General features: G+C 67.7%; 19 protein-coding genes. 7 read left to right on the top strand and 12 right to left on the bottom strand.

What is annotated here, in order from left to right; all coding sequences use genetic code 11:
- Positions 1-49: 49 nt before the first annotated feature.
- From LY44_RS02700 to LY44_RS02670, 7 genes are all read right to left on the bottom strand, one after another.
- Positions 50-835: a crotonase/enoyl-CoA hydratase family protein gene (locus tag LY44_RS02700; protein ID WP_055208829.1), complete on the bottom strand. Its 786-nt coding sequence runs from the start codon at positions 833-835 to the stop codon at positions 50-52.
- On the bottom strand, positions 828-1,691 hold the full coding sequence (locus tag LY44_RS02695) for a hydroxymethylglutaryl-CoA lyase (protein WP_055208831.1): 864 nt from the start codon (positions 1,689-1,691) through the stop codon (positions 828-830). The genes LY44_RS02700 and LY44_RS02695 overlap by 8 nt, the downstream gene beginning before the upstream one ends.
- Positions 1,684-2,331, bottom strand: a complete 648-nt coding sequence (locus LY44_RS02690) for a glutathione S-transferase family protein (protein ID WP_055208833.1) — start codon at positions 2,329-2,331, stop codon at positions 1,684-1,686. Before LY44_RS02690 ends, LY44_RS02695 begins: the two co-directional genes overlap by 8 nt.
- Positions 2,328-4,250 carry an acetyl-CoA carboxylase biotin carboxylase subunit gene (locus tag LY44_RS02685; RefSeq protein ID WP_055208835.1) on the bottom strand — a complete coding sequence of 641 codons (1,923 nt, stop codon included), beginning with the start codon at positions 4,248-4,250 and terminating at the stop codon, positions 2,328-2,330. The genes LY44_RS02690 and LY44_RS02685 overlap by 4 nt, the downstream gene beginning before the upstream one ends.
- 151 nt (positions 4,251-4,401) lie before the next feature.
- Complete coding sequence (locus tag LY44_RS02680) at positions 4,402-6,006, bottom strand: carboxyl transferase domain-containing protein (protein ID WP_055208837.1); 1,605 nt, start codon at positions 6,004-6,006, stop codon at positions 4,402-4,404.
- Entirely contained in the window at positions 6,003-6,506 is a 504-nt protein-coding gene (locus LY44_RS02675; protein ID WP_055208840.1) for a lysozyme inhibitor LprI family protein, read from the bottom strand. Before LY44_RS02675 ends, LY44_RS02680 begins: the two co-directional genes overlap by 4 nt.
- Positions 6,503-7,663: an acyl-CoA dehydrogenase family protein gene (locus LY44_RS02670; RefSeq protein ID WP_055208842.1), complete on the bottom strand. Its 1,161-nt coding sequence runs from the start codon at positions 7,661-7,663 to the stop codon at positions 6,503-6,505. The genes LY44_RS02675 and LY44_RS02670 overlap by 4 nt, the downstream gene beginning before the upstream one ends.
- Before the next feature lie 213 nt (positions 7,664-7,876).
- Here LY44_RS02670 and LY44_RS02665 point away from each other — a divergent pair, with 213 nt between their 5' ends.
- A complete protein-coding gene (locus tag LY44_RS02665) occupies positions 7,877-8,125 on the top strand; it encodes a hypothetical protein (protein WP_055208844.1) in 249 nt (82 codons plus the stop codon).
- 125 nt (positions 8,126-8,250) lie between these two features.
- Here the strand turns inward: LY44_RS02665 and LY44_RS02660 are convergent, their stop codons facing one another.
- Entirely contained in the window at positions 8,251-8,871 is a 621-nt protein-coding gene (locus tag LY44_RS02660) for a response regulator transcription factor (RefSeq protein ID WP_081024336.1), read from the bottom strand.
- Between the two features lie 242 nt (positions 8,872-9,113).
- On the opposite strand from LY44_RS02660, the gene LY44_RS02655 reads away from it, so the two are divergent.
- The 3 genes from LY44_RS02655 to LY44_RS02645 all read left to right on the top strand — a co-directional run bounded on the left by LY44_RS02655 (position 9,114) and on the right by LY44_RS02645 (position 13,271).
- Entirely contained in the window at positions 9,114-9,680 is a 567-nt protein-coding gene (locus tag LY44_RS02655) for an oxidoreductase (RefSeq protein ID WP_055208846.1), read from the top strand.
- A gap of 33 nt (positions 9,681-9,713) precedes the next feature.
- Complete coding sequence (locus LY44_RS02650; protein ID WP_081024338.1) at positions 9,714-12,404, top strand: hybrid sensor histidine kinase/response regulator; 2,691 nt, start codon at positions 9,714-9,716, stop codon at positions 12,402-12,404.
- 114 nt (positions 12,405-12,518) lie between these two features.
- A complete protein-coding gene (locus LY44_RS02645) occupies positions 12,519-13,271 on the top strand; it encodes a hypothetical protein (RefSeq protein ID WP_055208850.1) in 753 nt (250 codons plus the stop codon).
- On the opposite strand, the gene LY44_RS02640 is transcribed toward LY44_RS02645, so the two are convergent.
- Genes LY44_RS02640 through LY44_RS02630 form a run of 3 tightly spaced genes read right to left on the bottom strand, consistent with a single transcriptional unit; the run spans position 13,262 to position 16,333 of the window.
- Positions 13,262-14,458, bottom strand: coding sequence for a DegT/DnrJ/EryC1/StrS family aminotransferase (locus LY44_RS02640; RefSeq protein ID WP_055208852.1), 1,197 nt, complete (start codon positions 14,456-14,458; stop codon positions 13,262-13,264). The two genes, LY44_RS02645 and LY44_RS02640, sit on opposite strands and share 10 nt — an antisense overlap.
- Positions 14,455-15,666: an MFS transporter gene (locus LY44_RS02635; RefSeq protein ID WP_055208854.1), complete on the bottom strand. Its 1,212-nt coding sequence runs from the start codon at positions 15,664-15,666 to the stop codon at positions 14,455-14,457. Before LY44_RS02635 ends, LY44_RS02640 begins: the two co-directional genes overlap by 4 nt.
- On the bottom strand, positions 15,659-16,333 hold the full coding sequence (locus tag LY44_RS02630; RefSeq protein WP_055256440.1) for an HAD-IA family hydrolase: 675 nt from the start codon (positions 16,331-16,333) through the stop codon (positions 15,659-15,661). The genes LY44_RS02635 and LY44_RS02630 overlap by 8 nt, the downstream gene beginning before the upstream one ends.
- Positions 16,334-16,448: 115 nt before the next feature.
- Between LY44_RS02630 and glmU the strand changes: the two genes are divergently transcribed.
- The 3 genes from glmU to LY44_RS02615 are packed head-to-tail and all read left to right on the top strand — an operon-like array spanning position 16,449 to position 20,446.
- Complete coding sequence (gene glmU, locus LY44_RS02625; RefSeq protein WP_055208858.1) at positions 16,449-17,795, top strand: bifunctional UDP-N-acetylglucosamine diphosphorylase/glucosamine-1-phosphate N-acetyltransferase GlmU; 1,347 nt, start codon at positions 16,449-16,451, stop codon at positions 17,793-17,795.
- Positions 17,796-19,610, top strand: coding sequence for a glutamine--fructose-6-phosphate transaminase (isomerizing) (glmS, locus tag LY44_RS02620; RefSeq protein WP_055208860.1), 1,815 nt, complete (start codon positions 17,796-17,798; stop codon positions 19,608-19,610). It abuts the gene before it with no gap.
- The gene (locus LY44_RS02615) at positions 19,607-20,446 is read left to right on the top strand and encodes a DNA alkylation repair protein (RefSeq protein WP_081024469.1); all 840 of its coding nucleotides are present in this window, start codon (positions 19,607-19,609) and stop codon (positions 20,444-20,446) included. Before glmS ends, LY44_RS02615 begins: the two co-directional genes overlap by 4 nt.
- Before the next feature lie 42 nt (positions 20,447-20,488).
- On the opposite strand, the gene LY44_RS02610 is transcribed toward LY44_RS02615, so the two are convergent.
- Positions 20,489-21,256 carry a gamma-glutamyl-gamma-aminobutyrate hydrolase family protein gene (locus tag LY44_RS02610; protein WP_055208861.1) on the bottom strand — a complete coding sequence of 256 codons (768 nt, stop codon included), beginning with the start codon at positions 21,254-21,256 and terminating at the stop codon, positions 20,489-20,491.
- Positions 21,257-21,311 lie beyond the last annotated feature (55 nt).

Here is a 21,311-nt window from a genome sequence, read left to right as displayed (position 1 = left end):
CAAGGACCGGGCCGAATCGGCCAATGCGCGAAATAATATTGCGAATCTGTCAGTTCACAAGCCAGTGAGGCGCCCGCCGGTCAAAGAACGCCGCCAGACCCTCCTGCGCCTCGGCGCTTTCCCAACGCGCCACAAGCGCGGCAATCGTGCGCTCCTGCGCCTCCGAGTCGAGCCCCGGCGTCAAGGCGCGCACCAGCGCCTTCGCCTCGGCCACGGCGCCGGGCGCGCAGGCGAGATAGGGGGTGACTTCGGCCTCGATCGCGGCGTCCAGATCGGCGGCCGGAACGGTGCGCGCGAGCAGGTTCAGCCCCACCGCTTCGGTGGCCGAAAACAGCCGCGAGGACATGAAGACCGCCCGCGCCTTGGCCGGGCTCATCCGGGCGATGACATAGGGCGAAATCGTCGCGGGCGTCAGGCCAAGCTTCGTCTCGGTCAGGCCGAACCGCGCTTCGGGCACGGCGAGCGCGACATCGCAGACCGAGATCATGCCGATGCCGCCGCCAAAGGCATTGCCCTGCACCCGCCCGATCACCGGCTTGGGGCAGTCGTTCAGCGCGGCCAGCATCGCGGCCAGGCTGCGGGCACTGGCGGCGCGGTCTTCGGGCGTGGCGGTGATATTGGCCTGCATCCAGCGCAGATCGCCGCCCGCGCAAAAGCTCGCCCCCTCGGCCGCCAGCACGACGACCCGCACCGCGGGATCGGCGCCCAGCTGCCCGATGGCGCGGCTCACTTCCGCAATCATCCGCGCATCCAGCGCATTGTGCTTGGCCGCGCGCGCCAGCCACAGCCACGCCACGCCGCGCGCATCGGTCTCGATCCGGATCGTCTCAAACATCCTGTTCCCCCTTCAGCTTGCGCGCCAAGGCCGCCGCCCGGGTCAGCGCCGCCGGATCAAGCCCGGTCTCGAACCCGAGCGCGAAAAGCCGCGCCGCCAGCTTTTCCGTTGCCACATTCCCCGCCGCGCCGGGCGCATAGGGACAGCCGCCCAAGCCCCCCGCCGCGGCATCGAAAACCCGCAGACCCAGCGCAAGGCTCGCCTCGACATTCTCCAGCGCCCGCCCCGCGGTGTCGTGGAAATGCCCGGCCAGCCGCGCGGGCGGCATCTCGTTCAAGACCGCGCGCAGCATCGCCGTGACCGTCTCCGGCCGCCCCTGCCCGATCGTGTCGCCCAGACTGACCTCGTAGCAGCCCAGATCGCGCAGCGCCGCCACCACCCGCGCCACCCTGTCGGGCGGTATCGGCCCCTCAAACGGACAATCGGTGACCATCGAGACATAGCCCCGCACCGGCACCAGCCCGGCCTGCGCCGCCTGCAGCACCGGGGCGAAGCGGGCCAGACTTTCGGCGATGGTGCAATTCAGATTGGCGCGCGAAAACCCCTCCGAGGCCGAGGCGAAGATCGCCACCTCGTCCACCCCCGCCGCGAGCGCCGCCTGAAAGCCCTGCAGATTGGGCGTCAGCGCCGCATAGCGCGTGCCCGGACGCCGCGCGATCCCCGCCAGCACGGCGGCGCCATCGGCCATCTGCGGCACCCATTTCGGGCTGACGAAGGACGCCACCTCGATCCGCGGAAAGCCCACCTGCGAGAGCGCATCGACCAGCGCGATCTTGGCGGGGGTGGCGATGAAACGGGCCTCGTTCTGCAGCCCGTCACGCGGCGCCATTTCGACGATCTCGACCCGCTCAGCCATCGGGCAACTCGTAGAAGTCGCGGGCATAGATCGTCGCCCCGCCGCGTTCAACGGCGCGGACATGGGCGGGCCGCGCCTGCGCCCGGGCGATCCAGCCGACGATGGCGGGGAATTTTTCGCGCGCGACGAAGCGGAACATCGCATCCATGTTGAAGCCGAACATGCAATCGGCAGCCGAGAATTGCCCCAAAATCCAGTCCCGCCCGCTCAGCCGGGCTTCCAGCGCATGCAGGGTGATTTCGAGCCGCTTCGTATCGAGCCGCATCAAGGGCAGCGAGCGGGCGCTTTCGGGGCGCAGGAAGATGTGATGAATGTTGAGCGCTTGCAGGATGTTGCCCTGGGTTTCGGCGAAATGCACCCATTCCAGGAACGCCCCCCGCTCGGGGTCGCCGGGCATCGGCGCAAGCCGCCCGCGGGTCTCGGTCAGATATTGCGTGATGGCGCCGGATTCGAAGATCACCCGGCCGTCGATCTCCAGCGCCGGGATGCGCCCGGCCGGGGACAGGGCGCGGAATTCCGGGCCGCGCAGGCTGCCATCGGTCAGCGACCAGACCCGGATCTCGGCCTCTTCGTCCAGTTCCTCCAGAAACCACAGCACCCGATGCGAGCGCGAGCCCGGGATGTGATGCAGAATCGTCATGCCGCTTCCTCCTCGGCCAGACGGATCAGCGCCGCCCCGGCCTCCACCTGATCGCCCGCGCCCGCCAGCACCTCGGCCACAAGGCCCGCCCGCGCGGCACAAAGCGTATGTTCCATCTTCATCGCCTCGAGCACGGCGAGCCGGTCGCCCGCCACCACCTGCGCACCGGGCGCGACGAAGACAGCTTTCACCAGACCGGGCATCGGCGCAAGCGTGAGGCCCGAGGCGGCAGCGCCACTTTCGCGGGCGAGCGGATCGGGCCGGGCGAAGCGATGCGCGCCCTGCAGGAAGACGGTGATCTCGTCTTCCGCGACATGGATCTGCGCCCCGGTCTTGGCGCCATCGACCCACCAGCCATCGGGGTGCAGCACGCAGTCCTGCGCCTGCCCGCCGATCTCGACGCGGATCCGGTTCGGGCCGGTGACTTGCAAATGCGCGGGCTCCTCGAACGGCACCGGGCGGCGCAAGGGTGCCCAAAGGGTGAAGCCGCTGCCGGGGGTCTGATGCAGCCCGGCGGCGGCGATTACCGCGAGCGCGCGCGCGGCGGGCGGCACCGGCAACGGGTCGGTCAGGGTCTGAAGATCGCGGGCGATCAGCCCGGTGTCGACATCGCCCGCGCCAAAGCCCGGATGGCGGGCAAGCCGGGCGAGGAAGCCGAGATTCGTCACCGTGCCCGCCACCTGCGTGGCCTCCAGCGCCCGGGCCAGCGCATTCAAGGCGGCGGCGCGGGTCGGGCCGTGGGTGATCACCTTGGCGATCATCGGGTCATACCAGGGGCTGATCGTATCGCCCGGCCGCACCCCGGTTTCGACGCGCACCCCGGGGGGGAAGTGCAAATGTTTCAAGGTTCCCGTCGCGGGCAGGAAGCCTGCGGGCACATCCTCGGCGTAAAGCCGGGCCTCAAACGCATGGCCCCGTATGGTCAGGTCTTCCTGCCGCGCGGGCAAGGGCTCGCCAGAGGCGACGCGCAGCTGCCATTCCACCAGATCGACGCCGGTGATCACCTCGGTGACCGGATGCTCGACCTGCAGGCGGGTGTTCATCTCCATGAACCAGAACCGATCCGGGCGCAGCCCGTCCGAGGCATCGATGATGAATTCGACCGTGCCCGCGCCCCTGTAGCCGATCGCCTCGGCGGCGCGGACGGCGGCCTGGCCCATGGCGGCGCGCATCTCAGACGTCATGCCCGGCGCCGGGGCCTCCTCGATCACCTTCTGATGGCGGCGTTGCAGCGAACAATCGCGCTCATAAAGATGCACGGCGCGGGTGCCGTCGCCAAAGACCTGCACCTCGATATGGCGGGGCTTTTCGACATATTTCTCGATCAGCACGGCGGGGTTGCCAAAGGCGGTCTGCGCCTCGCCCTGCGCGCTGAGAAGGGCTGCGGCGAAATCCGCGGCGCGGTCAACGCGGCGCATCCCCTTGCCGCCGCCGCCCGCCACCGCCTTGATCAGAACGGGATAACCCAGCGCCTCGGCCGCGCCCGCCAGATGCTCCGGGTCCTGATTGTCACCATGATAGCCCGGCACGACGGGCACGCCCGCCTCTGCCATCAGCGCCTTGGCAGCATCCTTGAGCCCCATCGCCCGGATCGCATCGCCCGAGGGGCCGATGAAAACGAGCCCCGCCGCCTGAACGGCATCGACGAAATCGGGGTTTTCCGAGAGGAACCCGTAGCCCGGATGGATCGCCTCGGCCCCGGTTTTCAGCGCCGCGTCGATGATCGCCGCGCCGCGCAGGTAGCTCTCGGCCGGGCGCGGCCCGCCGATAGGCACGGCCTCGTCGGCCATCGCGACATGGCGCGCCCCCGCATCGGCATCGGAATAGACCGCGACCGTGGCGACGCCCAGACGGCGGGCGGTGTCGATCACCCGGCAGGCGATCTCGGCCCTGTTGGCGATCAGGATCTTGGCGAACATGGCGGTCTCCTTGGTCTGCGGCGGGGGGCGCTGCCCCATGTCTCGAGCGTTCGGGGGGCGCTGCCCCCCGGGCCCCCCGAGGTATTTTTCGCAAGATGAAAGGTATGGGGTTTCATCTTGCTGCAAATACCTCCGCCGGAGGCATTGAAAGTTACATGCGGAAGATCCCGAAGCGGGGGAGTTCGATCGGCGCGCAAAGGCTGGCGGAGAGCGAGAGCGCCAGCACCTCGCGGGTCTTGCGCGGATCGACGATGCCGTCATCCCAAAGCCGCGCCGAGGCGTAAAGCGGCTGGCTCTGGCGCTCGAACATCTCGAGCGTCGGGCGTTTGAATTCGGCCTCTTCCTCGGCCGACCAATGCCCGCCCTTGCGCTCGATCCCCTCGCGCCTGACCGTGGCAAGGACCCCCGCCGCCTGCTCGCCGCCCATCACCGAGATGCGCGAATTCGGCCAGCTCCAGAGGAACCGGGGCGAATAGGCCCGGCCCGCCATGCCGTAATTGCCCGCGCCAAAGGAACCGCCCACCAGCATCGTGATCTTCGGCACGTTCGTCGTGGCGACGGCGGTCACCATCTTGGCCCCATGCCGGGCGATGCCCTCGTTTTCATATTTGCGCCCGACCATGAAGCCGGTGACATTTTGCAAGAACACCAAGGGGATGTTTCGCATCGAGCACAGTTCGACGAAATGCGCGGCCTTTTGCGCGGCTTCCGAAAAGATCACCCCGTTGTTGGCGATGATCCCCACCGGGCAGCCCTTCACATGCGCAAACCCGGTCACGATCGTCTCGCCGAAGCGGGGTTTGAATTCGTCAAAGCGCGAGCCGTCAACCACGCGCGCGATCACCTCGCGGATGTCATAGGGCGTGCGCAGATCCGCGGGAACGACGCCGAGGATCTCTTCGGGGTCATGGGCCGGGTCTTCGGGCGCCTGCCATTGCACCGTCGCGGGTTTGGCGCGGTTGAGGTGGCTCACGGCACGGCGCGCCAGCGCCAGCGCATGGGCGTCATCCTCGGCCAGATAATCCGCCACGCCGGAAAGCCGCGTGTGCACCTCGCCGCCGCCCAGATCCTCGGCCGAGACAACCTCGCCGGTGGCGGCTTTCACCAGGGGCGGACCGGCGAGAAAGATCGTGCCCTGATCCTTGACGATGATCGTCACATCCGACATCGCGGGCACATAGGCGCCCCCCGCCGTGCAGGAGCCCATGACGACGGCGATCTGGGGAATGCCCTTGGCCGACATCCGCGCCTGATTGTAGAAGATGCGGCCGAAATGGTCGCGGTCGGGGAAAACCTCGTCCTGATTGGGCAGGTTGGCGCCGCCCGAGTCCACCAGATAGACGCAGGGCAGCGCGCAGTCTTCCGCAATCTCCTGCGCGCGCAGGTGTTTCTTCACCGTCATCGGGTAATAGGTGCCGCCCTTCACGGTGGCGTCGTTCGCCACCACCATGACCTCCTGCCCGCTCACCCGACCGATGCCCGCGATCACCCCGGCGCAGGGTGCCGCGCCGTGATACATCCCATGCGCCGCGGTGGCGCCGATTTCCAGAAACGGGCTGCCCGGGTCCAGAAGCGCCGCCACCCGTTCCCGCGGCGCCATCTTGCCGCGCGCGGTGTGGCGCTTCGTCGCCTCAGGCCCGCCGCCCGCGGCCGCCTGGGCGGCGGCCTCGCGCACGGTGTCCAAAAGCGCCAGATGCGCGGCGCGATTGGCGCGAAAGCTGTCCGAACCGGACAGCACAGAAGAGGTCAGCTTCATGGATCAGCCTTCTTGTCACGCAGTTCCGACGCGCGGGTGGCAGTCATCTCCATCCGGCAATTCGCCCCCACCACGCCCGACAGCGTGGCATCGCCCCAGCGCGCCACCTCGAGCCCGCATTCGGCGTCGCGATAGGCGATCCAGGCGCGTTGGGCGGTCTGCAACCGCTCGGCCAGGCCCGGCGCGGTCATCTCGGCCCGGCGGGCCTTATATTCGGCGTTCAGAAGCCCGTCCCAGGCGGCGGTCTCGGCGTCGATGCAAGCAATGATGTCACGCGTCGAGTCCGTGGCGGCGGCGGTGCAGCCCTGCGCGGCCTGACCAAGGCAGCTTGGCCCCTCGGCGCGGGGGTCGTAATCGACAAAACACTCTTTCACCGTCTCGGGAATGTCTGCCGTGGCAGCGGTCGGCAGATCTTGCGCGCGCACGCCATGGGGCGCGAGACCAAGCGGAACGGAAAGGGCAAAAGCAAGGGCAAAGACAATCGGTTCGGAACGCATCATGATTTCTCCATCAGTTCACGTCCGATCAGCATACGCCGAATTTCGCTGGTGCCAGCGCCGATTTCCATCAGCTTGGCGTCGCGGAAAAGCCGCGACACGGTCGAGTCATTGAGGAAACCGGCCCCGCCCAGCGCTTGCACCGCCTGATGCGCCTGCACCATCGCCTGTTCGGAGGCATAAAGCACCGTCGCGGCGGCATCTTGCCGGGTGACCTCGCCGCGGTCGCAGGCTTTCGCCACCTCGTAGGTATAGGCGCGGGCGGTGTTCGCGGCGACATACATGTCGGCGATCTTCGCCTGCATCAGCTGGAAAGTCCCGATCGGCTGGCCGAATTGCTCGCGCGTCTGCGCATAGGGCACGACCTCGTCCAGACAGGCCATCAGGATGCCCGTCCCGATCCCCGAGAGCACCACGCGCTCGTAATCCAGCCCCGACATCAGCACCCGCACGCCCTTGCCCTCGGCGCCGAGCACGTTTTCCGCGGGCACCTCGCAATCGTCGAAAAAGAGCTGCGCCGTGTTCGAGCCGCGCATACCGAGCTTGTCGAAATGCGCCGAAGTCGAGAACCCCTTCATCCCCTTTTCGACGATGAAGGCGGTAATCCCCTTCGAGCCTGCCGCCGGATCGGTTTTCGCATAGACCACCAGCGTATCGGCATCGCAGCCGTTGGTGATCCAATATTTGTGGCCGTTGAGCACGTAAACGTCGCCGCGCTTTTCCGCCCGCAGCTTCATCCCCACCACGTCCGAGCCCGCACCGCTTTCGCTCATCGCCAGGGCGCCGATCTTCGCCCCCGAGACCAGATCGGGCAGGTATTTGCGTTTCTGCTCCACCGTGCCGTTCAGCTTCAGCTGGTTGACGCAGAGGTTCGAATGCGCCCCGTATGAGAGCGAGATCGAGGCCGAGACCCGGGCGATCTCCTCAGTCGCCACCACATGGGCCAGATACCCCATGCCGGAGCCGCCGTATTCCTCGGGCACGGTGATGCCCAGAAGACCCAGCGCCCCCATCTCTGCCCAAAGCTCGTTCGGGAACAGGTTGTCGCGATCGACCGCGGCGGCGATCGGCGCCAGCCGGTCGCGCGCCCAAGCCTGCACCATGTCGCGCAGCGCGCCGATGTCTTCCCCCAGATCGAACCGCATCGAGCCTGCGAACATCTTCCCCTCCCCGGATTATTGAACGTTTGTTCATTTATTCCCGTGCCGGGCGATTCCGTCAAGCCGAGGTGCCGCAACGTCACTTCGGCGGGGCGTGCATACGAAAGGATAGGTCGCACGCTTTCGCGCAGGGCCGCTGGCCTTCCGCGCAGGCGCCAAGGGCGGCGGGAGTTGGTAAATATCTTGTCAAGGATAACGACAGAGAGCCGCGCCATGAGCCCGATCGCCACTGCCGGTCAGCACGCCTGGATCTATGCCGTGCTGATCGAGATGAACGATTATTGCCGCAACGAGGGGCTTGGCGAGGTGTCCGCCGCCCTCACCCGGGCGATCGAGCGGATGGAACCGGTGGTGTTTCCGCAGGCCGCCACGGCGCAACGGCCGCGCCGGGTCTCGCCCTTTTCCGCACGCGCCGAGCGCGTGCAACCGGCGCAGGTGCTGCCCTTCCCCACGCGCCGTTGACAGGACAAGCCGGTCCGCGCCTGACCCAATCATAGGCGGACCGGCGCGCCGCCGACCCACTCGATCCGGCGGCGAAAGGCGGTGCTTCGGCACCGCCTTTACAATGTAAAACAGGGGCTTGCCCCTTAGAACCAGCCGTTTTCGCGGGCGATCATCGCCGCATGGGTGCGGTTGCGCGCGCCGATCTTGCGCGTCAGCGTGCGCACATGCAGCTTCACCGTGACCTCCTGCAGATCCATCTCGCGGGCGATTTCCTTGTTCGTCCGCCCGGCGCAGAGGCCGCGCAACACCTCGGTTTCGCGCGCCGTCAGCCCGCCCTGCACCGGCGGCTCCTCCTGCTTGAGAAAGTCGAAGGGCGCAAAGACCGAGCCCGAGGCCATCAAGGTCACCGCCCCGATGATCGAGCGCGCGGGCATCGCCTTCGGCACGAAGCCGATCGCCCCGGCCTCCAGCGCCTCACGCGCGGCGGCGGGCCGGGCGACGCCCGAGATGATCGCCACTGCCTGGGCGGGAAAGGCGCGTTTCATCTGCGCAAGGCCCTCAAGCCCGTCCATCCCCGGCATGTCGTAATCGAGCAGCACCAGATCGTAGCCGCCCCCGGACTGCACCGCGGCCTGCACCGCCGCCAGCGCCGCGGGCAGGGTTCCGGCCACGGCAACCTCGTCGCAGCCGCCCGCGCGCAACAGCGCCGCGATCGCATCGCGCACGAGATCATGGTCGTCGGCAATCAGCAATCTCACCTTCACCTCCGAAAATCTCGGCCCAAGCCTCTCCCGCAGGGGTTGCGGAAAGGTAATCTTAAAGAAAGCGGGCTATTTCAAGACCGCGACGGGAAGTTTCTGACGCGCTCGCCCTAAGCGCTGCAGAGGTCCCCCATCGAAGGGTACTCCTATCCTTTCGGATAGGTAAACATACTTAATTCCGCATGGCTTGACCGGAGGGCTATGCGACAATCCCGCGATCGTGCAGGATCCAACGGGGGAAAGACATGCCTATCTTCACCAAGACGGCCAAGGCCGTGCTTATCCTGAGCCGCTTCCTGCTTGTCGCCGCGGGGCTTGCCCTTCCGGCGCAATCCGCGCTGGCCGAGTCTGCGGCCCCGGCTCCTGCAGCCGCGCTGCCCGCGCCCACAGGGCCCGTGATGCTGACCGTCACCGGCCGGATCGCGGGGACCGACGGCATCGGGATGGCCAGATTCGACGCGGCGATGCTGGCCGCGCTGCCGCGCCGGGAGTTCGCCACCTCGACGATCTGGACCGAGGGCGTGCAAAGCTTCTCGGGGGTGGAATTGCGCAGCCTGATCGATCATCTGGGGGTCACGGGCGGCACGCTGAAGATCACCGCGGTCAATGATTATTCGGTGCAGATCCCGGTTTCCGAAGTGGTCGCGGGCGGCGCGTTGCTGGCCGACCTGCGCGACGGCAAGCCGATGAAGGTGCGCGACAAGGGCCCGCTCTGGCTTGTCTATCCCTATGATTCCGCCCCAGAGTTCAGAAACGAAGTCGTCTATTCCCGGTCCGTCTGGCAGGTCGACCGGATCGAGGTTCTGCCTTAACCCGGGGAGCCTGCCCCCTTTCGCATCGGTTTCATGTCGGACAGTTTCCCCCCGTTTCTCGGCTCTCGGCGACGCCTGCGCCCGTTCCTGTTCGCAGGGCTCGTCGTGGTGTTCCTTGGCGCGGTGGGGGCGCTTTACCGCTACGGCGTGATGGTGCAGTCGGAAATCGACAATCTCGCCATCGCCAATTCCGACAGCCTGCAATGGACACTGGCCCAGCTTGAGGTGGAATATTTCCACATGGACGGGGCGCTGTTGCGCGCCCGCCCCGACGCCCCTGAAACGATGGCGGAATTCGGCCGCAGCTTCGATGTCTTCTACAGCCGCGTGCACACGATCCTCGAGGGGCGCGGCTTTGCGTCCATCGTCACCCCCGAGGTCGCAGGCCCCGAGATCGGCCGCATCGACGCCTTCCTGCACGAGACGGCAGAGCTGGTCGATGCCGGCCCCGAGGCGCTTGCCCCCGCCCTGCCCGCGCTGCGCGACCGCGCCGGGGCGCTTGAAGACGACGTCCGCAAGATCTCGCTCGAAGGCGTGCGCGAATTCGCCAGCCGGGCGATGGCACAGCGCGAAAGGGTGTTCTCTTCGCTGATGCTGCTCGCCTCGCTGACCACGGCGCTTTTGGCCGCGATCACCGCGGGGCTGGTGATCACCTGGTCGCTCTGGCGCTTCGGGATGCGGCAGACCGGCTCGCTCTCGGCGGCCAAGGCCCGGCTCGAGGCGGTGATCGGCACCTCCTTCGACGCGGTGATCGTCGTCGATCACGAGGGCAAGGTGCTGGAATTCAACGGCGCCGCCGAACGGGTCTTCGGCTACAGCCACGACGAGGCGGTGGGGCGGAATCTCAACGACCTGATCGTGCCCGAGGCGATGAAAGCGGCGAAAGTGGCGGGGTTCAAGCGCTACCGCACCGGCGGCGTGCCGCGGATTGCCGGACACGGGCTGATCGGGCTGCAGGCGCGGCGCAAGGATGGCTCGGTCTTCCCGGCCGAGATTTCGGTGACCGCCACCCGGATCGGCCGCAAGGAGATCTTCGTCGGCTACATGCGCGACATCACCGACCGCGTCGCCGCCGAAAAGGAGCTGATCGACGCGCGCGACGCCGCGATGGCGGGCGAACAGGCGCAGGCGGAATTCGTCGCGGTGATGAGCCACGAAATGCGCACGCCGCTGAACGGGCTGCTCGGCACGCTGGAACTCTTGCGCGAAACCCCGCTTGATGCCAGCCAGACCGCGCTGCTCGCTTCGATGCAGAAGGCGGGCGAAATCCTGCTGTCGCATGTCAACGACACGCTGGATGTCGAACGGCTCGACGCGGGCAAGCTGTCGCTGACGCGCGAGCCCTTCGCGCCGATGTCGGTGCTCGACGAGATCGTGCAGATGCAGGCGGGGGCGGCGGCGGCGCGCGGCAACCGGCTGTCGACGCGCACCGCGGGACGCCTGCCTGAGGCGGTCGAGGGCGATGCGATGCGGATCCGGCAGGTGCTGCTCAACCTCGTCGGCAATGCGATCAAGTTCACCCGCGACGGCACGATCACCCTTGAAGCGGACTATCACCGCGATCAGGGCCAGCTGGAATACCGGGTCATCGACACCGGCATCGGCATTCCCGCGGCCGAGACCGAGCGGATCTTCGACGATTTCGTCACGCTTGATCCCGAGCTTTCGCGCGAGGCGACGGGGTCGGGGCTGGGCCTGTCGATCGCGCGGCGGCTGATGCGGGCGATGCGCGGCCAGATCGGGGTGGAAAGCGACGTCGGACAGGGGTCGGCCTTCTGGATCAGCCTGCCCGCGCCGGTGGTGCTGAGCCTGCAAGCCCCGGTGGCGCCGATGCCGGTGGTGAAGGCGCCCGCGCCCCCCGCTCCACTTGCGCCCAACGCTGCGGCGCCCGGTGCGGCGCCCTGTTCCGCCGATGATGGCCCGGCGCTGCGTCTGTCAACCTCGGTCGAGGTGCTGGTGGTTGAGGACAATGACATCAACCGCGTCGTGCTGTGCGAAATGCTGCGCCGGGCCGGACACAGCATCGCCGAGGCCCGCGACGGCGTCGAGGCGGTCGAAAAGGCGGCGGAGCGTCGCTATGACGTGATCCTGATCGACCTGAACATGCCGCGGATGAACGGCGTCGATGCGACCGAGGCGATCCGGGCCGGGACCGGGCCGAACCACGAGACGCCGATCATCGCGATCACGGCGAATGTCCTGCCCGAGGCGCGCCACAGTCTGGAAGCGGCCGGGGTCTGCCGGGTGATCTCGAAGCCGATCACCCGCAAGATGCTGGATCAGGTGCTGGCCGAGGAACTGTGCCCGCGGCTGCGCCAACGGCCGCTGGCGGCCCCGCCCGCGCCCGCCGCGGAGGCCGAGCTGCCGCTGGTGCAGGCCGAGACCCGGGCCGAGCTGGCGCAGTCGCTGGGCCCCGAGATGATGGCGCAGACGCTGCAGCGCTTCCTGACCGAGGGCGCGGCGATGGTCGCGGCGCTGACACGGGCGACGGCGCAGGAGCGCCCCGCGGAAACCGCAGCGCTGGCGCATAAATTCGCCGGTTCGGCGGCGCTGCTCGGGGCGGAACGGCTACATCATCGGCTCAAGACGATCGAGGTCGCGTTGCGACCCGCCACGCCGGGAACGGCCCCCGATGCGGCGACGGGTGCCGCCCTTGACGCGCTTGACGCGCTTTGGACCGAGACCCGGACCCGGCTTGAAGCGGCCCCCGCGTCCCAGGGCTGAGCGCCCGAGGCCACGGACCTATCCTTTCGCGTGCGCTGTCATCCCTCCGACACATTGCCCGGATTCCCTAACGGCAATTAACCTTGCACTCAGGTTAAGCACTGGGAGGGCCGCATGGTCTGGACGCATACATCCTCGCAACCCGTTGCGGCGGCTGCGGTTTTCGGGCCCTGGCTGGGCCGGGTCCTGGTCCGGCTGCGTGCCGCGCTGAGCCCGGCGCCGAGCGCCCCGGGTTGGCCCGCCGCGGTGATCGCCGCCGCCGATCAGCCGCTCGGGACCGCGGGCATCGCGCCCGGCATCGGCCTTCAGCGCATCGGTCGCGCCGCCGCAGCGGCGCCGGCCCGGCACCGGTCCGCCACGGCTCCGGCGATCACCCCCACCGCCGCCCTGCGGGGCTTCGCGCCGGTGCCGGTCGCGGTCGCCCCCGCCGCCGCCCGCTTTTACGGCCTCGACGAAGACGCGGTCTCGGTCGTCTATGTCCTGTCGCATCGCGGCGGCGCGGGGCTTTCCTGCCTTGACTGGCTGGCCGATCACGGCCTGCCGTTCCGCCGCATCGGCGCGCTGCACCCGACCGCGCCGGTCTGGTCGGCACCGCAGGGCGCGCTTTTGCTGGTCGATCTAGACACGCTGGGCGGGATCTCGGAGATGACGGAGCCGCTGATGCGGCTGCGGCTTGGCCGCCCCGACATCGCGGTGGTGCTGCTGAGCGAAGAGGTCGAGACGCATGATTTCGGCACCGAGCGGCTGGTGCTGGCCGATATCACGCTGCGCCTGCCCTGCGCTTTCGCCAGTTTCGAATTCGCGCTGGTCGAGGCGCCGATCAACAATGCCGCCTGGCAGGAGCGGCTGCTGGGCGATCAGCGCTGAAGACGGCGGACTTCGTCATCGACAATACGGGCAATCAGCGCCGCATCGGCCTCGCAGAAGGTGAGCGGCAGCCGCAGATCGAGCAGCCCGGCCAGCACCGCATCGGTGCGCGGCAGCGCCTGCGCGGGGGCAAAGCGCCAGCTTTGATGGCGCGAGGTGAAGGCGACGGGCTCCTTTGCCCCGAACCATTTCAGCTCCACCCCCCGCGCGGCGCAAGCCTTCACGAGGGAAAGAATGCGATCGCCCGCCCAGCCGGGCAAAAGGAACTGGAAGGACGAGCCGACAAAGGCTTCGGCCTGGGGCCGGGCGATCAGCCGCAGCCCCGGCGTGGCAAAAAGCCCCGCCTCCAGCGCCCGGTACAGCGCATTCCAGCGCCCGATCCGGTCCGGCAGCGTCGGGATCTGCGGCCGCAAGATCGCCGCGCGCAGGTTGTCCATCCGCCCCGAGACATTGGGCGTGTCATATTTCAGCCCTTCGAAGACCTCGGGCGGCGGGGCGGCGGCATGGCGGGAATAAAGCATGTAAGACCCTGAAAGCAGGATCATTTTCGCCATCATGACGGGATCGTCCGAGACGATCAGCCCGCCCTCGCCCGAATTCATGTGCTTGTAGGTCTGCGTCGAATAACAGCCCACCGCCCCATGCCGCCCGGATTGCACGCCGCGCCAGCGCGCCCCCATCGTATGGGCGCAATCCTCGATCACCAGAAGCCCGGCGGCGGTCGCACTCTCCATCAGCCGGTCCATGTCGCAGATATGGCCGCGCATGTGTGACAGCAAAAGCACCCGCGCGCCTGTGGTTTTGGCTTTCAGATCAAGGTCTTCAAGGTCGATCACCAGATCCTCGGTGACTTCCACGAAAACCGGCTCGGCGCCAAGCGCCGCAATCGCCCCGGGCACCGGCGCCAGCGTGAAGGCATTCGTCAAGACGCGATCCCCCGGGCCAACCCCCGCGGCGCGCAAAGCGCAGCCCATCGCATAGCCGCCCGATGCGACGGCGAGGCAGTATTTCGCCCCGGTAAAGGCGGCGAATTCAACCTCCAGCGCCGCCGCCGCACCGATCTCGCCGGGCGCGACATTGTAGCGATGCAGCCGCCCCGAACGCAGCAGGGCGACGGCGGCGGCGATGGCGGCCTCGTCGATCGGTTCCTGCTGGGTGAAATTGCCGGTGAAGACCGTGTCCGTCATGTCTCTTTCCTGCGCAGCAGCATCACGAAGGGCACCGCCAGCAGCGCCGCCGCGGCGAAATAGGCGGCATCGGGGCTTCGCACCGGCGCCGCATCCGAAAGGAAATAGCCGAAGACCTGGGCGAAGAACAGCGTTCCGGCCAGCATCATCAGGTTGGTGACCGCGCCCAGCCCGCCCTGCAGCGCGCCCTGTTCACCTTCGGGCACCCGCGCCGACATCATCGCGGTCAGCGCCGGTTGCGCAAATCCCTCGGGGCCGTGGAAGATCAACAGCACGACGACGCCGATGATCCCGGGCACAAGCCCGTAGCCGGCGGCGGCCAGAGCGGCGATGGCAAGGCCCAGAAGCGCCGCCCGCCGCTCGCCGATGCGCGCGACCACGGGGCCGGTGAAAAGCCCCTGAAACAGCGCCCAGACGATGCCGAAAGCGGCCAGCGAGACGCCGATGGTCAGTTCGGACCAGCCGAATTTCGCGATCCCCCAATAGGACCAGACCGCCGGATAGACCGCCGAGGCGAAGAAATAGAGCCCGTAGATCGCGACGAGCGGCAGCACCCCCTTGTGGCGGCGAAAGACGGTGAGGATGCCGAACGGGTTCGCCTCGCGCCAGACCACGGCGCGGCGGTTCTCGGGCGCAAGGGTTTCGGGCAAGGCCCTGAGACCCCAGAGCAAATTGAGCGCCGCCAGCGCCGCGGCGGCCCAGAACGGCACCCGCGGCCCAAAGGCGCCGAGCAACCCGCCCAACGCCGGGCCGAGCACGAAGCCCAGCCCCAGCGCCGCGCCAAGCCAGCCAAAGGCGCGGGCGCGGTCTTCGGGCGCGGTGAAATCGGCGACATAGGCATTGGCGATGCCCTGCGTCGCGCCGCAGATCCCCGCCACGATCCGCGCAAGGAAAAGCCACAACAGCGAGGGCGCCAGCGCGCAAAGGACGTAATCGACGCAAAGCCCGGCCAGCGACAAAAGCAGAAGCGGCCGCCGTCCGAAACGGTCGGAGAGCGCCCCCAGAAGCGGCGCCGTCAGGAACAGCGCCAGCGAATAGACCGCATAGAGCCAGCCCCCGACCTGCGCCGCATCCTGCAGCTGCAGCCCGCCCACATCCTCGATCAGATGCGGCAGGACCGGCAGGATCAACCCGAGCCCGGCCATGTCGAAGAAGACGACGATCAGGATGAAGACCGTCGCGCGGCGGGGGTTTGGCACGTCAGCCATGGCGCGGCAGGAATTGCGCCACGCGCAGGGCCAGATCGGCGAAACTGTCCAGCATCGCCTCGGGGGCAAGGCGTTCGATCGCCCGGCCCTCGGGACCGAAAGCCACAAGCAGACAGGGCACGCCCGCGGCGCGGGCGGTCTCGCGATCGGTCACGGTGTCGCCCACGAGCAAGGATCGCGCGACCGTGCCGCCCGCCCGCGTCACCGCGGCGTGATAGGGCGCGGGATCGGGCTTGCGCGTGGGCAGCGTGTCGGCGCCGACCAGCGCATCGAAAAGCGACGCGACCCCCAAAGCATCCAGCAGCTGCACCGCCAGCGCCTCGGGCTTGTTGGTGCAGATCGCGGTGCGGTAACCGGCCGCCCTGAGCGTTGCCACCGCCCCGGCGGCCCCCGGATAAAGCCTTGAGTGCACGCAGATATTCTCGCCGTAATGCAGAAGCAGGCGGAAGTAATCCTCGTTCACCAGCGGTGCGGGATCTGGCGTGCCAAGCCGTGCATGGCCAAGCGCCAGCATCGCCCGCCCGCCCTGAAAGGCGGTCAGCGCATCCGCCACCGGGTCAAGCACCGGCTCGAGGCCCCGGGCGACGAAACAGGCATTCGCCGCCGCGATCAGATCGGCCGAGGTATCGGCCAGCGTGCCGTCCAGATCGAAAACCACCGTTGCCACTCTATGCGCCCCCGAAAGATACTGTTACGCCCGCGAAAGATTGCGTGATCCTCGCCCTCTTGCAGCGAGATAGGGTATCGGTAAAACAGGCGAGAGCAGAAGAAAAGGCGTTCCCATGGCCATTGCCCTGATTGTCCTTGCCGCCGGGCAAGGAACCCGGATGAATTCCGACTTGCCGAAGGTGCTGCACCGTCTGGGCGGCGCGCCGCTTCTGGCACATGCGCTGGCGGCCGGGCGCAGGCTTGATCCCGAGCGGGTGGTGGTCGTCGTCGGCCATGGCGCCGATCTGGTCGAAAAGGCCGCGCGCAAGATCGAACCCGAGGCCGAGATCGCGCTGCAGGCCGAACAGCTGGGCACCGGCCATGCGGTGGCGCAGGCGCTGGCGCAGCTGGCGACCTTCGAGGGCAAGGTGGTCGTGCTTTACGGCGACACCCCCTTCATCGCGGCGGAAACGCTGGAACGGCTGGTCGAAAGCACGGCCGATGTCGTCGTTCTGGGCTTCGAGGCCGCCGATCCGGGCCGCTACGGGCGGCTGATCGCAACGGGCGACCGGCTGGAGCGGATCGTCGAATTCAAGGATGCAACGGCGGAAGAACGCGCGATAACCCTTTGCAATTCCGGGGTGATCTGCTGCGATGCCGGGCTTTTGGCAAGCCTTGTGCGCGCGCTTTCCAACGACAATGCGGCGGGGGAATATTACCTGACCGACATCGTGGCCAATGCCCGCGCCAAGGGCCATGTGGCCGAGGTGGTGCGCTGCGACGAGGCCGAGACGCTGGGCATCAACACCCGCGCCGAACTGGCCGCCGCCGAGGCCGCCTTTCAGGCCCGCGCCCGCGCCGAGGCGCTGGAAACCGGCGTGACGATGGTCGATCCGTCCACGGTTTATTTCGCGCTGAACACCTGCATCGGCCGCGATGTCGTGCTGGGGCCGAACATCGTCTTCGGCCCCGATGTGACGATCGAAAGCGGGGCCACGATCGAGGCTTTCTGTCATCTGGAAGATTGCCACATCTCGCGCGGGGCCTCTGTCGGGCCCTTTGCGCGGCTGCGCGGCGGGACGGAACTGGCCGAGGATGTGCATATCGGCAATTTCGTCGAGGTGAAGAATTCGATCCTCGGCGAGGGCGTCAAGGCCGGGCATCTGAGCTATCTGGGCGATGCCGATGTGGGCGAATGCACCAATATCGGCGCGGGCACGATCACCTGCAATTATGACGGCGTGTTCAAGCACCGCACGACGATCGGCGCCAATGTCTTCATCGGCTCGGATACGATGCTGGTGGCGCCGGTGACGGTGGGCGATGGCGCGCTGACGGGCTCGGGCTCGACGATCACCGAGGATGTGCCGCCGGGCGCCGTCGCGCTGGGGCGGGCGAAGCAGGTGACGAAACCGGGACTGGCGGTAAAACTGTTCGAGATGCTGCGCGCGAAAAAGGCCGCGCAGAAGAAAGGCGCGTAAATGTGCGGGATCATTGGCGTTCTGGGCAATCACGAAGTGGCGCCGCTGCTGGTGGAAAGCCTCAAGCGGCTGGAATATCGCGGCTATGACTCGGCGGGCATCGCCACGGTAAACGACGGCAAACTTGACCGGCGCCGCGCCGTGGGCAAGCTGGTGAACCTCTCCGATCTTCTGGTGCATGAACCGCTCGCGGGCAAGGCGGGCATCGGTCACACCCGCTGGGCGACGCATGGGGCGGCCACCACGGTCAATGCGCATCCGCATCGCTCGGGGCCGGTGGCGGTGGTGCATAACGGCATCATCGAGAATTTCCGCGCGCTGCGCGCCGAACTGGCCAAGGCCGGGATCGCGCCCGAAACCCAGACCGACACCGAGACCGTGGCGCTGATGACGCGGCTCTTCATCGACCGCGGCCTGTCGGTGCGCGAGGCCGCGGTGGCAACGCTGCAAAAGCTCGAGGGCGCCTTCGCGCTCTTGTGGCTCTTCGAGGGCGAGGACGATCTGATGATCGCTGCCCGCAAGGGCTCGCCCCTGGCCATCGGGCACGGGGACGGCGAGATGTTCGTGGGCTCCGATGCGATCGCGCTCTCGCCCTTCACCGACCGTATCACCTATCTGGCCGAGGGCGATCATGCCTTCGTCACCCGTCGGGGGGCCGAGATCTTCGACGCCGAGGGGCGGCGGGCGAACCGGGAAGAAACCCGGATCGACCTGTCCTCGACTCGGGTCGAAAAGGCGGGCTACAAGCATTTCATGGCCAAGGAAATCGCCGAACAGCCGGTGGTTCTGGGCGATGCGCTGCGCCATTACCTGACGCAAGATGGCGTCAACCTTCCGGCCGAGCTGGATTTTTCCGGCCTTGAGCGGCTGACGCTGGTGGCCTGCGGCACGGCGTTCTACGCCTGTTCGGTGGCGAAATACTGGTTCGAGCAACTGGCGGGCCTGCCCTGCGAAATCGACGTGGCCTCCGAGTTCCGCTACCGCGAGCCGCCGCTGCCCGCAAACAGCTATGCGATCTTCGTCAGCCAATCGGGCGAGACCGCGGACACCTTGGCCGCTTTGCGCTATTGCACGGAAAAGGTTCAAAAAACCATCGCCGTGGTGAACGTGCCCACCTCCTCGATCGCGCGCGAGGCCGATCTGGCGCTGCCGATCCTGGCGGGCGTCGAAGTCGGTGTCGCCTCGACCAAGGCCTTCACCTGCCAGCTTCTGGCGCTCGCCGTGATGGCGCTGAAGGCGGGGATCGACCGCGGCCATCTGAGCCCCGATCAGCTGGCGGGCCATCTGGAAACGCTGCGCGCCCTGCCCGGGCTGATGAATGCGGCGCTCTCCACCTCCGACGAGATCGCGAAACTTGCGGGCCAGCTCGCCGAGGCGCAGGACATCCTCTTCCTCGGACGCGGGCCGATGTATCCGCTGGCGCTGGAAGGCGCCTTGAAACTCAAGGAAATCAGCTACATCCACGCCGAGGGCTATGCCTCGGGCGAGCTCAAGCACGGGCCGATCGCGCTCATCGACCGGATGGTTCCGGTGATCGTTCTCGCCCCGCATGACCGGCTGTTCGACAAGACCGTCTCGAACATGCAGGAGGTGATGGCGCGGCACGGCAAGGTGCTTCTGATCACCGACGGGCGGGGCATCGCCACCGCGGCCGAGGGCACCTGGGCCAGCCTGCGCCTGCCCGAAGTGGCCGAGCCCTTCGCGCCGATCCTCTATGCGCTGCCCGCGCAACTGCTCGCCTATCACACCGCCATCGCCAAGGGGACGGATGTCGATCAGCCGCGCAATCTGGCGAAATCCGTGACGGTGGAATGATGGGACGCAAACGCGGAACCCGGGTGATCGTCGCCGAAGACCGGCCGCTGACCGAGGAGGAAGCGGCCCTTGCCGCCGAAGCCGCGGCCTATGCCGCCTCGGATGCCGATTACACGCAATACGAGGAAGCGGCGGCGGCAGACGACCTTGGCCCGCCCCCCAGTCTGGCCGAGGCGATTGCCGCGCTCGAAGCCTGCGGCGATGCGGAAAAGGCTTTGGGGGCCGCAGCTTATCATAAAGTGGACCGGCGTTATCTGGGCGTGTCGGTGCCGCTGATCGAGGATATGGCGCGGCTCTGGCGGGCACAGGCGACCTTGGAGGAACGCATCGCCTTGGCCGACGGGCTCTGGCACAGCGACATTCACGAGGCGAAGATCGCGGCGGCGAAACTGCTGACACAGGCGCGCATCCGCCCCGATGACGCGGTCTGGCGCACCATCGCTGCTTGGGTGCCCGGCTTCGACGCCTGGGCCGCGGCCGATCACGCCTGCAATGCGGGCGGGCGGCGGCTGGCGGGCGCGCCCGAACGGCTCGACGAGATCGAGACCTGGCTGGACGCGGAAAACATGTGGACCCGCCGCGCCGCGCTGGTGATCACCCTGCCCTTCACGAAATCGAACCACCCCGACGCCGCCGAACAGGCCGCCCGCGCCCGCGTGCTGGGCTGGTGCCTCCGCCTCGCCCCCGACCGCGACTGGTTCATCCAGAAAGCCATCGGCTGGTGGCTGCGCGAGCTGTCGAAACACGATGCCGCGGCGGTCCGCGACTGGCTGGCCGAGCACGGCACAACGCTCAAGCCCTTTGCCCGCAAGGAAGCCTCGAAATACCTGAAATAGCTTCCGCTTTTTCTTGGTCCAAATACGCCCTTGCGCCGCCCGTCACCGGCGCGCGGCGGCAAAATCCCGCACCGCCTCGCCAAAAGCCTGAAACAACGGCCGCGAGACCGGATCACTCGCCGCATTCCACTCGGGATGCCATTGCACGGCCAGCGTGAACCCCGCCGCGCCGTCCACGAAAATTGCCTCGGGCGTGCCATCCTCGGCCCGACCCTCGATCACGATGCGCGCCCCGGGCTGGCAAATTCCCTGCCCGTGCAGGGTGTTGGTCATCACCTCTTCGGTGCCGAAGAGCCGCGCAAAGCGCCCGCCGGGGGTCAGCACCACCCGATGGCGCAGCGCGAAGGCCTCTTCCAGCGTGCCCTCGGGCGGCATGCGGTGGTTCATCCGCCCCGGCAATTCGCGGATTTCGGGATGCAGCGTGCCACCCATCGCCACATTCACCTCCTGAAAGCCGCGGCAGATGCCGAAAAACGGCTGCCCCGCCGCAACGCAGGCCCGCACCAGCGGCAGCGTGATCGCATCGCGGGCGCGATCAAAGGTGCCGTGCCTGTCGGTTTCCGCGTGACCATATTCCGACGGATGGATGTTCGGCCGCCCGCCGGTCAGCAGAAACCCGTCGCAGACCCGCATCAGCTCCGCGACCGAGACCATCGTCGGATCGGCGGGGATCAGCAGCGGCAGACAGCCCGCGACATTGGCCACGGCGCAGGAATTCATCTGCCCGCCCTCGTGGATCGGATAGCGGTCGTTGATCAGCCCGCGGTTGCCGATGATCCCCACGACCGGGCGATGTCCGCTCTTGTCCATGTCATGCTCCTTTCGCGAAAACGTAGCAAAGCCACGTCCTTGCGCAAAGGGGGAA

This window comes from Rhodobacter capsulatus (genome assembly GCF_003254295.1).
Lineage (GTDB): Bacteria > Pseudomonadota > Alphaproteobacteria > Rhodobacterales > Rhodobacteraceae > Rhodobacter > Rhodobacter capsulatus.
This window is presented reverse-complemented; position numbering and strand designations above follow the sequence as displayed.